The sequence below is a fragment of the Spirosoma gilvum genome (assembly GCF_054776815.1).
In genome coordinates this window covers 283,324-298,433 of the sequence record NZ_BAAHBH010000004.1, presented here as the reverse complement: position 1 = coordinate 298,433, position 15,110 = coordinate 283,324, and the positions used below count along the sequence as shown (strand labels likewise).

Genomic DNA, 15,110 nt, shown 5'->3' with positions numbered 1-15,110 from the left:
GAGGGTTTATCGATGACGTTGGCTAAATGCAGTCGTTTTTACGTCGAAATTCTCGTTACATTTGATTAGCTGCCTGACAGTCAACCCATATCCTCATTAAGTACCATGCTACGGATTCTAGGAGCAGTGTGCTGCCTGCTGTTCGGCGTGGCAGCGAGGACCAATCAGGAAGGGCAGGCAGCGTGGAATTGACTGAAACGCCAGCCCATTAGCGAACAAACTTTCCGGGCCGCCTGCGACCTGATGCAGAAAACTGGCCGTACCAACATCAATCGTAGTTACGAAATGCTGGCCGAATATGTGCCGCTAGTAAAAAAGACGGGTAATCGGGCATGGGTACACGTATTACTGATGGGGTGAACAGAAGTATCTAAGGGCAAATGACCGGGAGAACCTGTCATTTATCAATACCTTTCGGGCGATTTCGTTGCAGGGCGATACCACGATTATGCGCCAGTGTTTCGAACGAGCTCTTCGACTCTACTGGCCTTCGGGAGGGAAATACGTTGTTTACGGCCAAATACAATAGCTAAGCAGGTGATTGGCGCAAGCAGATCAGGTATTCAGTCAGTACAAGCCTAAGCTGAAAAATAGGGAGTACACAGCTTCGAGACTGTATTTTTACCAATACTATGCCGATCTTCTGAAAGCGAAAGGCGACTACTCCGGCTATGCCATAGCACAGGAGAAATTTTATGTCATTAAAGATTCGCTTATCAACCTCACTCTTGGTGCACTTCCGCTAAAGTAAAACCGGTATTCGAGCGTACCGGTGTATTTGTTGAACAGCGTCTGGTCAATGGCTCTTACCGCATCGTTATTTTCACCATACTGATCCAGTAAAGCCTGTTTAAACGCAATGGTGCTTTGATCGAAGCTCCAGCTGTCAACCTAATCGTGCTGCGGGGTGTCAGAATTCGTTCGTACTGAACCTGATAATTTTTAAAACAACTCCCGACAGGTTAACTTTTACGACGGTTCGATTCACTAACTGAGCAATGCTTCCAAGGAATAGTAAACTGAAATTCCGGAAGTTTGCCCCCATCAGAAATAGTTAGAGCTAACTAAATTGACGCAGGAAATGAGCGGCTTATACAACTGCCGATAACAAATTTACCCTGACCTTTTGCTTGTATTTTAATGAGTAGCCTGTATCCAAGAAGGTCTTTCCTGTTTTGGGTACGGCTCAAACTTTCTGCATAAGCAGGCCGTTTAGCTGTGGACATCATCAATACATCCTGTCAACAAAAACTACCCTTATGAAATCGACCTTGTTACTGGTCTCCTGTATAACCATAGCCTCCGCCGGAGCAGTGAGTGCCTTTCCAGGCAATCCAGTAAAATCCAGACCTGTTTCGGGCAGGAAGTCCGTCTCGGCCCGACCAGTTACTCCCCCTGAAAATGGAGGTATTAAACTGGAAAATGGCTTTCGGGCAACGGTTTTTGCCGATAATCTGGGCAAAGCCCGTCACGTCATTGTGAGCAATACCGGAACAGTGTTTGTGAAGCTGGAAAAGCTCAATAGCGGCAAAGGTATTGTTCAGCTCAGCGATACGAATGGCGATGGCGTAGCCGACCAAACGGCTATGTTTGGGAATAATACCGGTACCGGCATGGACATCTACAATGGCTACCTGTATGCGTCGTCCGATACGTCGGTATACCGCTACAAACTGACCAATGGTAAGGTGATGGAAACCAGCCCGGCCGAACCCATTGTCACGGGTCTGACCTTACAGCGCCAGCACGCCAGTAAATCCCTGACCATTTCGCCCGATGGTAAGTTGTTTGTCAACTTCGGTGCCCCGTCTAATGCCTGCCAGGAGAAAGATCGTCAGAAAGGCTCGATGGGCATGGACCCTTGCCCCATTCTGGAAGAATATGGTGGCATCTGGCAGTTCGATGCCAATAAAATGAATCAACATAAGGCCGATGGCAAGCGGTATGCGACCGGCATTCGGAATGCTGTGGCCCTCGACTGGAATAAGGCAACCAATACGCTCTACGCCTTACAGCATGGCCGCGACAATCTGAACAACTGGGGTGGTGTATTTACCGATGAAGTAAGTGCCGAACTGCCTTCTGAAGAGTTTCTGATGGTAAAAGAAGGCTCAGATTTTGGCTGGCCTTACTGCTATTATGACAATGGCAGGGGTAAAAAATTCCTGGCTCCTGAGTATGGTGGCGATGGGACCAAGCAGGACCGTTGCGCCGGAAAAGACAAACCCATAATGGCTTTTCCAGGCCATTGGGCTCCCAATGATTTATTGTTTTATACGGGTACGCAATTTCCGGCTCGCTATAAAAACGGCGCGTTCGTCTGTTTCCACGGCTCCTGGAACCGAGCTCCGCTGAAACAGGGTGGGTATTTCGTCGCTTTTATTCCCTTCGGGAGCGATGGGCGTCCGTCGGGTAAATACGAAGTGTTTGCGGAGAATTTTGCCGGCGTGGCGGAACAGGGTACGCCCGGTACCAGTGTCAACGCTGGTAAACTCGATCTTGCCAGCCCCGGCGATGCTGTTGCCCGTCCGGTTGGCTTAGCGCAGGGCCCCGATGGCTCGCTGTACATTAGCGATTCGGTAAAAGGAAAAGTCTGGCGGGTCATGTATTCAGCAAAGCGGTAAGGTAGAGTCCTCGCTCGTCCGCAATTGCATCGCGGACGAGCGAGGACCGCGTCTGCGACGCGAACAACAGGATTTCTAGTTCACGAACCATTCAGTATTCTTGTAATCGCGTCGCAGACGCGAACCTCATGCATCCGCGATGCAATCGCGGACGAGCTGGGCTGGAATTGTGCGCTAAGCAGGTCGTTTTGCGTTACTATATTGCCAGCATAATCTTTCTCGCTAATCCCACCAACGAGTATGACCAACGAATTTCCTGAGTCGCCTAACCCAGAGAAGCCTAAGCCTACAGAAGAAGGTTTTCCGTCTGATCAGACTGATTCGCCAGAGGCCGCTTATCAACGTGAGCAGGCTTTCAGTCAGGAACCTCTACAAGATGAAAAGGCTAATCCACTTGATCTGCTCAAACCTGCTCCAGGATATACAGTAACCCCTGTGCTGATCTGGCTGAATGTGGGCGTCTTTTTACTGATGGCGGTAACGGGCGTCAATATTCTGCAACCGGCCGGTGATGCGCTTATTCGATGGGGAGCCAACTATACCCCACTAACGCTTGACGGGCAGCCCTGGCGATTGCTGAGCAGTTGTTTTCTGCATATTGGTATTCTTCACCTGCTGTTCAACATGTACGCACTGACTCAGATTGGGATGGTTATCGAATCGGTGCTGGGTAGCCGTCTGTTCATTGGTGTGTATTTGATGGCCGGGTTGCTGGGTAGTGTGGTAAGTCTTTGGTGGCACGATATTGTCCTGGGAGCCGGAGCTTCGGGCGCTATATTCGGGTTATATGGCGTATTCTTTGCACTATTAACAACCAATTGGCTCGAGGCCGAAACCCGTCGTTCCTTACTGAGAAGTGTTCTGATTTTTATGGGCTATAACCTGCTGTTTGGCCTACAGTCTGGTATCGACAATGCGGCCCATATAGGTGGTCTATTGGCAGGGGTGATGTTTGGCTATGCGTTCTATTTTGCTGCACTACATCCCAGTCGAAGGGGTAGCCCGGTTTTGTGGCCTATGCTGATTCCAACAGCCATAATACTTGTTGTGGCCGGAGTTGTGTACAAAACTACCTCAAATCCCTATGCTGAGTATGATCGGCTCATGACCCGATTTGGCGAGTTGGAAAAAGAAGCCATGTCAATTTTTCAATTGCCCCGCAACACACCTGCATCGGGTGTGGCCAAAGCCATAAATGAGAAAGGAATTGTTGCCTGGAAACAGGCCGCTACTGTGCTGGATGAGGTCGATAAACTCGAATTGCCTGATAAATATCGTGATCGAAATAAGCTGTTACGTCAGTATAGCACGCTGCGAATCAATAGTTTCAACCTTATAGGACGGTCGCTTACCGATACAACCCATATATACGACAAACAGATCGAAGATATTGATCGACGCATCGAAACGGTTCTGAACCAGTTGAAAAAGAACCCGAAGTCCAAGTGAAAAAAGAAGCGATGATCATACCGGCAGCTTAGCCAATTCGGCCTCTATGAATGTTTGAAATCGTTCGTGAAGACCACGATAGTAAGTGAGGTATTTCTGACCCGTTTCAGTTATGATCGTGCCGCCCCCTTTTTCACCACCCGTCTGCGTCGATACCAAGGGGGATTCAGCCTGTGTGTTCATGGACTGAACCAGATCCCAGGCGCGTTTATACGACATATTCATGGCTTTGGCCGCCTGATTGATAGAGCCGGTTTGTCGAATGTGCTCCAGCAGTTCGAGCCGACCAATACCCATAAACCGGTCGACCGAATCAGCCGATGTCGTTTCGAGCCAGATGCGGCCGTTAATGCGAATGTTCATTACAGAGTTGACAGTGCAGAGCAAAAATACGCTAGTTTCTTATTTGTGCTGTCAGATGCTCTCGTCTGGCAGCACAATACAGCACAATGCCCTGAGCATTATCTAATCGTCTACTTCGCCATGCGTACGACGCCCAATCGGCGGAACGTACTTTTCAATCGGACCAGCTCTTTATTCTTCAAACTGATTGAGTCTTTGGCCTGTCGACTTAGGCTACGGGCCATACTGTCGGAAAGAAACCAGCCTAACGGATACTTATCGTTATAGGCCAGCCGGAGCGTCAGGTAATTGGTTTTCGGATTAGCAAATCGATCCATGAATGAGCCGAACATTTTATCACGGGTATTGGAACCGTTGTCCCAGGCGTTGAAAAAGGCCAGTAAGGGCACCTGCACTTCCTGCAATACCGATTTTTTATGCGGAAGCTGACTGTCGGTGCTGCTATTTTTGATGAAGAGAATATAGGGAACCACGATAACATGGTCGATAGTATCCAGCTTCCGAATCGAAGGGACCAGGTTATTGAGCAATTGAATGCAGGTTTCAACGCCCGAATTGTCGAAGTAGCCACCATCCACCACATGCCCGCCGTACCGTTGTTTCCTGCCATCCCTATCGACCGAATCTCGCTGGATCAGTGCACCATTAGTAACGATCGGAAAGCGGCTACAGAGCGATGCCGCTGTTTTGAGCGGTACATCCGAACCCAGTACATCCAGCGTCGATACCACATCGGTAAAATAGTGCGGATCGAGTTTCAGGTTCGACGTGATAATTTTCTGGCCCGATTCGGCCATTGTTCCGTTCAGTAATAGCGAAGGTAGGTTGTAATTGTAACCAGTTTTCGTCTGGTAGAGAGCCGTTAAGGAAGAGTCCAGTGTGTTTATGTTGAGGTTGTTGCGATATGAAACCGCCCAGGAATCTTCGAGCCATTTGGCCCGTTCCAGGGGGGCGACGGGAAAGGGTAACAATCGCTGAACGGCATCCGGGAAAAGCAAGGCTACGGATACAGGCGACAAATAATCATCGCGGATCACTTTCCGAAACTGCTCGAACTGACCAACGCGCTGGGTTTCGATGAAATCGCGCAGAAAGGCCGTGTAAAATACCGTACCAACTCCACCGCCCGACACACCACTCAGTGCATACACATGACGACTAAAGCCCGGAATGATGGAGTCGAGCCGAATAAGGGTTTCGGCTGTCCAGTTTAAGGCTCGGATGCCCCCACCTTCGGCCGCAACCAATACCAGCGGAATTGTATCCCGATCTTCCTGCTTACGGGCTTCTACCCATTGCCGAAAATGCGCGTCGACGGTTGGGCGTTGACTGATAGGCGGTATTGATCTGCCAATCGACCGTCGAACGGCAGTATTGTCGTTAAGAATGCTGGCCAGTACACTATATACGATCACCACTAAAATAAGCGGTCGGTAGCGGTAATCGTTTAGGTAAACCAGTAAGCTTCCCCAAAAAGTAATTACGGTAATACCAAAGATGATAACGGCGGTAGGGCGCAATTGCCGGGCAATACCCAGTTCGACGGGTAGGCTGAACAGGAAGAGTAAAAAAACGGTCAGGCCGAAGTTGGTTAGGAGTACATATCGGCTAAAGCGATGTTGCCACAGCACCTGAATGTCGTGCTTCAGCGACGTATACGCATCAGAGGTTTCCCAATGGGCGGGCAAGGCAAAAATCGGGATGTTTTGTTCCGCTTTCAGGAACAGAAACAGTAACAAACCACTTTCCAGCAATAGTAGATACGGTTGCCATTGGTCGGGCTGCCGAAAGGCATAGGCCAGAATCAGCGTAGGTACCAGGCCCCCAATTTTTGGAAGCCAGCGGAGGAGCCAGATGCATTCGTCGGTAAGTTGAAGCCCAACCGGTGAAATGTATAGAATCAAACGGGTACTGGTATAAACCACCCAACTCCAGATGAAAGCGCTAAAGAGAATAAACTGAAAAAGTCGACTGAATACGCCCGTATAAATTACCGCATTGATCATGTCGGTGGCCTGGTCGGGACCTGTCAGAATATAAAGCGCCAGCAGCAGGGTGAGCAGGACCACAAACGCATTTCGCTGCGTTTGGTAGAAGGCCACCAGGTAGTTGCGGAAGCGGTGCCGGATGTTTTGTGAATTGGGTACAGGTTTCATGAAAGGAATGATACGGCAGATTGTAGCGTAAAGAACTATTTATCAAAAAATCTCCTGTATATCTGGCTGTTTTGCGCTGTGGGTTGTACCTTTCGGCCGATAGTTCTCTCGCCCTGTTCGCCCTTAATCGCACGGCCTGTCTGCGACCACGGCGATTTGTCCCCGCTATCATTATGGTTATGGACAACGTTGAATTACTCTCCCGCATTCAGTTTGCCTTCACCATTGCGTTTCATTACATATACCCTCCTCTGAGTATTGGGTTAGGCGTTTGCCTGGTCATAATGGAAGGGCTTTTTCTGAAAACAAAGGATAAAGTTTACGAAGAATTGACCCGCTTCTGGGTTCGCATTTTTGCCCTGATTTTTGGCATTGGCGTAGCGACCGGCATCGTCATGGAATTTGAGTTTGGCACCAACTGGGCTGTCTATTCCCGCTATGTGGGCGACATTTTCGGGTCGGCACTGGCTGCCGAGGGAATCTTTGCCTTTGCGCTGGAATCGGCTTTTCTGGGAATCCTGTTGTTTGGCTGGAACAAAGTAAGTCCTCGCGTTCACTTCATGGCTACGGTTCTGGTGGCGCTGGGGTCCATTTTTTCGGCGCTCTGGATTGTCGTCGCGAATTCCTGGCAGCAAACGCCGTCGGGTTATCGGATTGAGGGTGAAGGTATGCGGGCTCGCGCCATCGTGACCAACTTCTGGGATATGGTTTTGAACCCTTCGTCCATCGAACGGTATTCGCATGTGCTGATTGGGGCGTTATTAGCAGGTTCGTTTCTGGTGTTGAGTGTCAGCGCCTGGTATATTCTGAAAAATAAATACAAGGAACATGCACAGGCGGCTTTTCGTATTGCCCTCTGGGTTGCGGGAGTATCGGCTCTGGGGCAGTTATTTACCGGGCACAGGTCAGCGGAGGTCGTTACAAAATACCAACCGGCTAAGCTGGCAACGATGGAAGGGCACTTTGACAAATCGGCCCCGGCCGACATGTACTTGCTGGGCTGGGTAAACGCTAAAGAGCAGAAAACAACCGGCCTGAAAATTCCGGGTGGCCTTTCGTTTCTGGTGCATCAGGATTTTAAAGCGCCCATCCCCGGCCTGAACAGTTTCAAACCCGAAAACCGTCCGACGGCTATCAATTTCGTCTTTCAAACCTATCACCTGATGGTTGCCATTGGTATGACGCTCATAGCTCTGACGCTTTTTGGTCTGTTCATGCTATACCGAAAAAAGTTGTTCGAAACCCGTTGGCTCATGCAGGTCTTTGTCGTTGCGGTGTTGCTGCCTCAGATCGCGAATCAGGTGGGCTGGTATACGGCCGAAGTTGGTCGGCAACCTTGGGTCGTGTATGGATTGCTTCGAACATCGGATGCACTGTCGCAGGCCGTAAAAGCCGAACATGTACTGGCCTCCCTCATCCTGTTCACGCTGATCTACATCATGCTGTTTGGCCTGTTTCTGTACTTACTCAATAAAAAAATACAACACGGACCCGATGTAGCCCATAATGGCGAAACCTCGTCACGCATGAACCCGTCGTTTTCTCCAATTCTCAATGAGTGAATGATAGAATGATCGAATAAGTTTTGCTGGCGTCAGCCTATTCAATCATTCTATCATTCACTCATTCAAAATTAAGCCTATGGATACCGTTCTCGGAATAGACCTTCCTACCTGGTGGTTTTTGCTGATAGGGGCACTGATCACTGGCTATGGAATTTTGGATGGCTTCGATTTAGGAGCTGGGGCTTTGCATTTATTCTTCCGGAAGGAGCAGAGCCGCCGGATTGCGCTTAATGCCATTGGACCGGTCTGGGATGGCAATGAGGTGTGGCTGGTAATTGGCGCCGGTGCTTTGTTTGCTGCCTTTCCGCTGGTGTATGGCACCATTCTGTCGGTGTTTTATCTGCCATTTATTCTGTTTTTGGTCGCGCTGATTTTCCGGGCTATTTCCATCGAATTTCGGAGTAAGGAAACCATGCGTTGGTGGCACCAGCTCTGGGATACTAGCTACTGCGTCTCCAGCATTGTCATTTCGTTGCTGCTTGGGCTTGTTCTGGGTAATCTTATTCAGGGATTGCCATTAAACGCGAATCATGAGTTTGTTGGGCGTTTGCGCGACTTTTTCAATCCGTATGCCGGACTGATCGCCATCACCGTTTTGTCGCTGTTTATGATGCATGGGGCCATGTATCTACTCATGAAAACCGAAGATCGACTCTATGCCCGACTGACGATCATTGCCAATAACACCAGCAAGTTTTTCATTCTGTGCTTCATCGCTACATCCAACGCGACCCTGATTTATGTGCCGCACATGACCAGTATTTTCAAAGCGCATCCTGAGCTATTTGTACTGCCAATGGCGGCCGTGCTGATCGTGCTTAACATTCGCAGGAGCATCGAAAAGCGGCAATATCGACGTGGATTTATCTCGTCTTCCATTACGACGGCCCTACTGCTGATTCTCTTTGCTATGGGTTTATATCCGAACCTGGTCCTGTCGAACATTGATCCAAAAGGCAATATCAGTATTTACGAAGCCGCTTCCTCCGACAGCTCGCTACGAACGATGCTCTTATTTGCCACTATTGGGATGCCATTAGTGGGCACGTATACCGTATTTATGTTCTGGACCTTCCGGGGGAAAGTTAAGCTGGAAGAACACAGTTACTAACCCATTACCCGTTCACCTCTTCGTAAAGCATTTACCAGATTATGCGCCCGGCGGGTCGGTTCAGGAATACGGTAGCCCCCATCACATTGAAGGGTTAGGGCAATGGCTGTTTCAAGATCGATCAGATGGCCGGGCGATACATAGACCGGGTTGACTTTGTTTTTCGTTCGCAGGGCAGCGCCAATTACTTCGTTGTAATGTCTCATGGGCGACCAGGCACCGCGCTCGAGCGCAGGCTCTTCGTACTTACCCACCAGCACCGATTTGCCACAGCCGAATGTCGGTCGGTTCAGAAAAAGACCCGCATGGGAGGCAATGCCAATTCGGCGGGGGTGGGCCGTACCGTGACCGTCGAACATCACCACATCGGGTTCGGTCTGTAAGGTTTGCCAGGCTTTGAGTAGGGCCGGTATTTCGCGGAAAGACAGCAATCCAGGAATATAGGGAAATGGAGCTGTTCCGACTACGCCTGCTTCGTCAATAGTTTCCAGGGTGTCGAGCCGTAATACGACGATACCAGCATACACAGTTTCTTCAAATTTATTGAACGAGATGTCGCAGCCAGCAATGGTTTTGGGCGGGGTCGATAACGGTTCAATCCGTATCTGAGAGCGCAATTGCTGTTGTAAAGCGACGGCTTCGGCAGGCGTTACATTCCAGTCATGAAGGGGTTGGTAGGTAGCCATGCTGGGGTAAGTTTGTGTAATAGGATAACGCTTAAAAAGCCTAAAGAGTTATTTTTCTGCCAGGATTTGCAAGATTGTCTATCGCTTCCATCTTGCAAATCCTGGCAGAAAAATGGGCTAGTTAGTCTGCTCCCGAATTCGTTTTTTGACGAAGTCAAGCTGGCTATCGGTATGATTTAATAGATCGTTAAGGGTAATTGGAACGGAATAGTCGGGTATAGTACCACGTCCTTTTACTACGACGTTCCCAACGGCATTATCGTAATATAACAAAGGGGTACCTACCTGGATTTTCGAATGGGGCAATTCTAGGTGAATAAAACTGCCGCCGTTGCCACCTTCATAAGCGCCACCAGCTTCCTCACCGACAAATACACCGATCTTGTTGGCATGGGCAACCGCCAGAAACTCGGACGTTGTTGAGGCACTTCGGCCATCGAGTAGAATGTAGACAGTCCCCCGAAATCGATTGTGCTTTGGCATATACCGTCTGGGGCCGCGCCCCAAGTCACCTTGTTTCAATGTGAACGTGCCATCGAGTTCAGGAATAAGTTCGGTTTTAACGTTCTTAAGATCATTTTTCGACAGGTCCGAAAACTGGAGGAACTCCGAACTATCAGTGCTACTATGTTGCCGGGTGTAATATGCGACAGCCGAGTCGGATTTCATCAGATAAGTAAATAATTCAATGCCCTGGCTATCCCAGCCACCGGGATTGGCTCGAACATCGACAATCAGATGCTGAGTTTTCTTTTGTTTCATTGTTGCCATATACCGATCCATAAACTGCCTGAATTTTTCTACCGCTTCATCGCTGCTTTTGGCTCCTTCGCCCCCAAAGCTATCAATGCGTAATAGGGCCGTTTGGGGTAAATCGTTAGGAAATGATAAGCGCCAGGGGTGTTTAGGACGTTTTTTGTTATACCAGGCCAGCATCTGCTTATTGACCGGATTCTTTCTGTATCCTTTTGCTGTTTCTCGAAACGGTTGAGCAGTAGCATCTATATGAACTGTGTCACCTGTCAGGCTTCGGAAGGTCAGATGGTAGGTATCAGGGCGTTCAACAAACCAGTAATAGAACAGCGTAAATAATTGACCCTGAAAAGCCGCCTGTTTCGATGGTTGAATATACCCATCGTCCCAATGATAGCGGTAAACCTGCTCTCGGATACGTTCTATTGATTGGCCATTGATACCAATCAGCTCAAAACCGGGTTTTATCGTTTGGTCAGTTGTTCCGTTGAACAGGACATAGGAGCGTCCCTGGATAGGTAGCATGAAAAAAGGCATTGTTTTCCAACGGTTGTTAAATACACTTTGCCATTCTTTCGTCGGAAGTGCGTGAGTATGAGCACACCGAATATCGGCAACGAGCGATTCAATTAGTCGAAAAAAATCGTAGAAAGGCATCGGTTTGGTTAAGGTTCTGGCCAGACTGTCGAGCTTCGTCTGCATGACTGGTTTAGGGGTATAACGATACAAACCCGGATGCGTTTCTTCGAGTAAACGCCGGAAATACCGGAAGTCGGCCTGCATATCGGCGGGTTGCAGAATTTTGGTCTGGAGACTATCAGTGATGGGCTGAGCCGTAAGCGAGTACGTGAGTAAAGCGAAGAGAAAGCTGTAGACAGATCGCACGAATTCGGTAGTTTTTAGGGGTAAGATGAATAGTCTTGAATCGCCAGGGCGCGAAGGCGCTAAGAATACACGATTGATTTTTATTCTTTGCGTCTTTGCGCTCTGGCGATTCAAAAGAGATTATAAGCGCTTTGCAACGATATCGCCATTTTGATGCACGATCACTTGTGTGACTCGTCCGCCAGCGTCTTTCTGGAAGGTTAATTGTGCGTTTACCGCTTTTAGGAAAAAATCGGTTTCACTGGAAGGGAAAATCTCAAAACGTGGCTGGCCCGTCACTTGCAGAAAAAGCTTCCGATTATCGAGTGTGATCGACAGGATACGATTAGGGACTAATTGATAGCTGCCGACATATTTTTTCAATACGGATTCACTTACCGAAATGGTTTTGAAGCTAACCGGCAACTGGTAAGGCATTCCGTACGTGATATAAAGCAGGTCTTTCAGCAACGGTTCGAGTGTAGTGGCGTCGGAGGTGTTATCCACATTGGCAAGCATAATCAGAACTGTTTCATCCTTCGGAATCAGGACAAAGAAAGTAGCAAAGCCAGGTAAGTTGCCGTTCTGGAAGGCCAGTTGTTGTCCTTTTTGAAATTGATTAACCCCCCAGCCATATGTCCAGTTGCCCGGTTTAATGGGGGTTAAAGCAAGGCGCTTAGAATTGACTTTCAGCAATTGGTTGGTGAGCATGGCCTGTCCCCACCGGTATAAATCGTCGACTGAGCTATACATACCACCAGCCGAATAGGCAGCCGTTGAATCCAACGGTCGAACCGTTACCAGAGCCGAATCTTTCCAGTACGTATAACCCGTTGTCTTCTCAGGCCGTTTCAAATTGATGAAATCGAAACCGGTTCGAGTGAGGTGGATCGGTTCGATGAATCGCTTTCTGATAACAGTTTCAAACGGTTGCTGGGTTACTTTCTCAATAATCAGCCCCAGCAAAAAATAGCCGGAATTGGTGTAGTTAACTTCTTTGCCTGGTTTATTCTGTAAGGGCTTGTCTTTGAATGTCGATAGGACTCGTTCTTTTGTAACAGGCCGGGTAAACTCCAGACTATCTTTCGAGTACAGTATGCCTTTATAGTCATAAATGCCCGATGTATGCGCAAAAAGCTGTTCAATAGTAATCTGGTCACCGTTCGGGTAATCGGGCAGATATTGACTCACTTTATCGGTCACCGACAGTTTTTTCTCCTCCTGTAATTGCAGAATAGCCGCTGCTGTAAAGGTTTTGGTGATAGACCCCAATTGATAAATACTAGTAGAGTCATTAGGTATCTGACTCGATGCATTCCGCCAGCCATAGCCTTTTTTAAGGAGAACCGATCCTTGTTTGGCAACGAGCACCGTACCGTTGAACCGATGATGACGAGCGGCTACTGTGAGGTATTCATCCAGCTTTTCGGCTGTTGATAGACCGGGTTGGGCGTTGACCGGAAGCGTAAGACAATAAAAAGCCAGGATGGAAAGGATTTGCGAAAGGGAGCGCATAGCACGTGTTTTTGGGGCAAAACAGCTCGAAAAACACTACTCAATCTTCTCAAATCGGGATTTGAGAGGACTTTTTCTTTTGCTGGGTGATGTACTCGCCCGGCGAAGCACCTGTCAGTTGTTTGAATGTTCTCTGAAAAGTAGCCTGAGAGTTAAATCCCGATTCAAACGCAATGCCCGTTAAGGTCAGATGGTCATTGGCCGGATCGAGAACCCGCCGTTTTACTTCCTCGACACGATACTCGTTGATGAATCCATTGAAATTTTTGCGGACGTGTTGATTCAAAACTGCCGAAATCAACTTAGGTGGGAGTTGCAGGTGCTGCCCTAACTTATCGACGCTTAAGTCGGGGTCTAAATAAAGCTTATCCTGCTCCATTGCCTTTGAAAGCGCATTCATTACCCGGTCAATTGTATCGGACGATAGGTCTGATCCGGTTGCCTTGAGCGTCAATTTGCTGGATGGCTCAGACCGCGTATGTAAATAGCCTTTGAAACCCAACCAGTAAATTAGAATGGCGATTGGAATATAAACGGGGTACCATCCGAAACGGTCCAGCAGCGGGTCGCGCCATGCCGGTACGATATAAGGAACCAGATGGATAAACCATATGGCCTGAAAGACCAGAAATACACTTACAAACTGTCCTGGCCAGCGCAGATGCTGTTGTTCCTGATGAGGCTGGCCAGAAGCCTGGTTTTGATTGATAAGCCGTTTCGTTACGATAAGATAGACCGTGACGGAAAGCCAGCGAGGAATATCAACATAGGTATTGTATTCGTCCATGATAGCTCCCCATTTAGGCCCGCTTTTCTGGTCAAAAAAGCCGAATACCAGCCCAACTATAAATACCCAGCCTATCAGCATCGCACCCAGATCGAGGATAACGGGGTAAAAATGGCGCCGTTCCCGTTGGCCAATCTGGAAGGTCGGATCTAGCAGCGATTTAGTATAAAAATAAATGAGTGGCCCAATAGGCATGGCCATGATAAGCGGAAGCAACTCCATCGCCAAACCCCACCACCGGTTGAAATTAGGAGCACCTACGGCCAGACTCATCGACGCCAATAGGCCAATCAGCGTAGCCAGCAGACGGTTAGCTAATGGATTCCCCTTTTTATTGACCCATAATAATGTGCCCAGAATTGCTCCCTGAACGCTACCCAACAGTAGAATGAGGTCGAAGGGAGAAATTTTCATACTACAGCGCGTAGGAGGAAACATCAGGACACCATAGGCCCATATAAATCTACGAGGAGGAGCAAGTTATGAACTAATCCTCAATTTTCACGCGGATGCGGTGGGGGGCTGGCTGGTTCCCGCCAAAATAGAGCCCCGTATTGTAGGCAAAGGTCTTATCGTGCGTAAAGGGAACGGTTTTCCCGCCAAGTACCTGATACACTTTACGATCGTAGTCGATCTTAATGACCATTCGGGTAGGGGTATTAATTTTCGCTTCAGCCACTTTGAAATCGATCCGTTGACCTTCTACATAAATATAAGCGCCCAGGTCAATACAATTCCGTTGCTTATTCCAGCGCCAGCCTACCCGTGCGCCATCCACCTGATGCGGGGGCACACCATCCAGTGACTGATCTTTCGAGCCGACAAATCCCAGCCCGATCACTTTGTTCCAGTCGTCGGCATCGGCATTGCCAATATCATAAATGCAGGAGCTATCGAACGTAACCGTTGCCGATACTTCGCTTGGACTAATTAATAAACCGACTTTCCGTTTTGGATTCGGTTCATGTTCACCCGCTTCGATCACCACCCAGTCGGGGTCCGACAGCAGGAAATCGGGAACGCAGGCACTCATCAACAAGCCTAGCAAAGGCAGTACGAGTTTGATCGCCTTTGTCGAAAACTTGACCGATGAATCAAAAAATAGCATACTAGCTGGATTAAACATATCGACTAATTGTGCAAATAACGCTATAATTGTTAGCAAGCGTATGCCGTACGCTCAAGTAGATACAGCGACACATGCCTTTTTCTATCAACGGGTTACAAGCAACCTTTT

At 48.6% G+C, this 15,110-nt stretch carries 12 protein-coding genes; 5 read left to right on the top strand and 7 right to left on the bottom strand.

Annotated elements, in window-relative coordinates:
• The first annotated feature begins 541 nt into the window (after positions 1 to 541).
• The 3 genes from ACYVFD_RS12670 (at position 542) to ACYVFD_RS12660 (ending at position 4,073) form a co-directional block, all read left to right on the top strand.
• On the top strand, positions 542 to 751 hold the full coding sequence (locus ACYVFD_RS12670; protein WP_461090459.1) for a hypothetical protein: 210 nt from the start codon (positions 542 to 544) through the stop codon (positions 749 to 751).
• Positions 752 to 1,259: 508 nt separating this feature from the next.
• On the top strand, positions 1,260 to 2,624 hold the full coding sequence (locus ACYVFD_RS12665) for a PQQ-dependent sugar dehydrogenase (RefSeq protein ID WP_461090458.1): 1,365 nt from the start codon (positions 1,260 to 1,262) through the stop codon (positions 2,622 to 2,624).
• A 240-nt stretch (positions 2,625 to 2,864) separates the two neighbouring features.
• A complete protein-coding gene (locus ACYVFD_RS12660) occupies positions 2,865 to 4,073 on the top strand; it encodes a rhomboid family intramembrane serine protease (RefSeq protein WP_461090457.1) in 1,209 nt (402 codons plus the stop codon).
• A 15-nt stretch (positions 4,074 to 4,088) separates the two neighbouring features.
• On the opposite strand, the gene ACYVFD_RS12655 is transcribed toward ACYVFD_RS12660, so the two are convergent.
• Positions 4,089 to 4,436: a winged helix-turn-helix domain-containing protein gene (locus ACYVFD_RS12655; RefSeq protein ID WP_461090456.1), complete on the bottom strand. Its 348-nt coding sequence runs from the start codon at positions 4,434 to 4,436 to the stop codon at positions 4,089 to 4,091.
• Between the two features lie 110 nt (positions 4,437 to 4,546).
• On the bottom strand, positions 4,547 to 6,592 hold the full coding sequence (locus ACYVFD_RS12650) for a hypothetical protein (RefSeq protein ID WP_461090455.1): 2,046 nt from the start codon (positions 6,590 to 6,592) through the stop codon (positions 4,547 to 4,549).
• Between the two features lie 179 nt (positions 6,593 to 6,771).
• Between ACYVFD_RS12650 and ACYVFD_RS12645 the strand changes: the two genes are divergently transcribed.
• The gene (locus ACYVFD_RS12645; protein ID WP_461090454.1) at positions 6,772 to 8,154 is read left to right on the top strand and encodes a cytochrome ubiquinol oxidase subunit I; all 1,383 of its coding nucleotides are present in this window, start codon (positions 6,772 to 6,774) and stop codon (positions 8,152 to 8,154) included.
• Between the two features lie 79 nt (positions 8,155 to 8,233).
• Entirely contained in the window at positions 8,234 to 9,268 is a 1,035-nt protein-coding gene (gene cydB, locus ACYVFD_RS12640) for a cytochrome d ubiquinol oxidase subunit II (RefSeq protein ID WP_461090453.1), read from the top strand.
• On the opposite strand, the gene nfi is transcribed toward cydB, so the two are convergent.
• The 5 genes from nfi to ACYVFD_RS12615 all read right to left on the bottom strand — a co-directional run bounded on the left by nfi (position 9,265) and on the right by ACYVFD_RS12615 (position 14,981).
• Positions 9,265 to 9,954, bottom strand: coding sequence for a deoxyribonuclease V (gene nfi, locus ACYVFD_RS12635; protein ID WP_461090452.1), 690 nt, complete (start codon positions 9,952 to 9,954; stop codon positions 9,265 to 9,267). The two genes, cydB and nfi, sit on opposite strands and share 4 nt — an antisense overlap.
• Positions 9,955 to 10,071: 117 nt before the next feature.
• Positions 10,072 to 11,592 carry a S41 family peptidase gene (locus ACYVFD_RS12630; RefSeq protein WP_461090451.1) on the bottom strand — a complete coding sequence of 507 codons (1,521 nt, stop codon included), beginning with the start codon at positions 11,590 to 11,592 and terminating at the stop codon, positions 10,072 to 10,074.
• Between the two features lie 120 nt (positions 11,593 to 11,712).
• Positions 11,713 to 13,086, bottom strand: coding sequence for a serine hydrolase (locus ACYVFD_RS12625; RefSeq protein ID WP_461090450.1), 1,374 nt, complete (start codon positions 13,084 to 13,086; stop codon positions 11,713 to 11,715).
• Positions 13,087 to 13,135: 49 nt separating this feature from the next.
• Entirely contained in the window at positions 13,136 to 14,287 is a 1,152-nt protein-coding gene (locus tag ACYVFD_RS12620; RefSeq protein WP_461090449.1) for a helix-turn-helix domain-containing protein, read from the bottom strand.
• Between the two features lie 73 nt (positions 14,288 to 14,360).
• Positions 14,361 to 14,981 carry a hypothetical protein gene (locus ACYVFD_RS12615; RefSeq protein ID WP_461090448.1) on the bottom strand — a complete coding sequence of 207 codons (621 nt, stop codon included), beginning with the start codon at positions 14,979 to 14,981 and terminating at the stop codon, positions 14,361 to 14,363.
• Between the last annotated feature and the right edge of the window lie 129 nt (positions 14,982 to 15,110).

Excerpts from the sequence above, each read along its gene's own strand:
- ACYVFD_RS12650 (WP_461090455.1), bottom strand. The coding sequence starts at position 6,592 with ATGAAACCTGTACCCAATTCACAAAACATCCGGCACCGCTTCCGCAAC.
- ACYVFD_RS12660 (WP_461090457.1), top strand. The coding sequence starts at position 2,865 with ATGACCAACGAATTTCCTGAGTCGCCTAACCCAGAGAAGCCTAAGCCT.
- ACYVFD_RS12615 (WP_461090448.1), bottom strand. The coding sequence starts at position 14,981 with ATGCTATTTTTTGATTCATCGGTCAAGTTTTCGACAAAGGCGATCAAA.
- ACYVFD_RS12620 (WP_461090449.1), bottom strand. The coding sequence starts at position 14,287 with ATGAAAATTTCTCCCTTCGACCTCATTCTACTGTTGGGTAGCGTTCAG.
- ACYVFD_RS12655 (WP_461090456.1), bottom strand. The coding sequence starts at position 4,436 with ATGAACATTCGCATTAACGGCCGCATCTGGCTCGAAACGACATCGGCT.
- ACYVFD_RS12645 (WP_461090454.1), top strand. The coding sequence starts at position 6,772 with ATGGACAACGTTGAATTACTCTCCCGCATTCAGTTTGCCTTCACCATT.
- nfi (WP_461090452.1), bottom strand. The coding sequence starts at position 9,954 with ATGGCTACCTACCAACCCCTTCATGACTGGAATGTAACGCCTGCCGAA.
- ACYVFD_RS12625 (WP_461090450.1), bottom strand. The coding sequence starts at position 13,086 with ATGCGCTCCCTTTCGCAAATCCTTTCCATCCTGGCTTTTTATTGTCTT.
- cydB (WP_461090453.1), top strand. The coding sequence starts at position 8,234 with ATGGATACCGTTCTCGGAATAGACCTTCCTACCTGGTGGTTTTTGCTG.
- ACYVFD_RS12665 (WP_461090458.1), top strand. The coding sequence starts at position 1,260 with ATGAAATCGACCTTGTTACTGGTCTCCTGTATAACCATAGCCTCCGCC.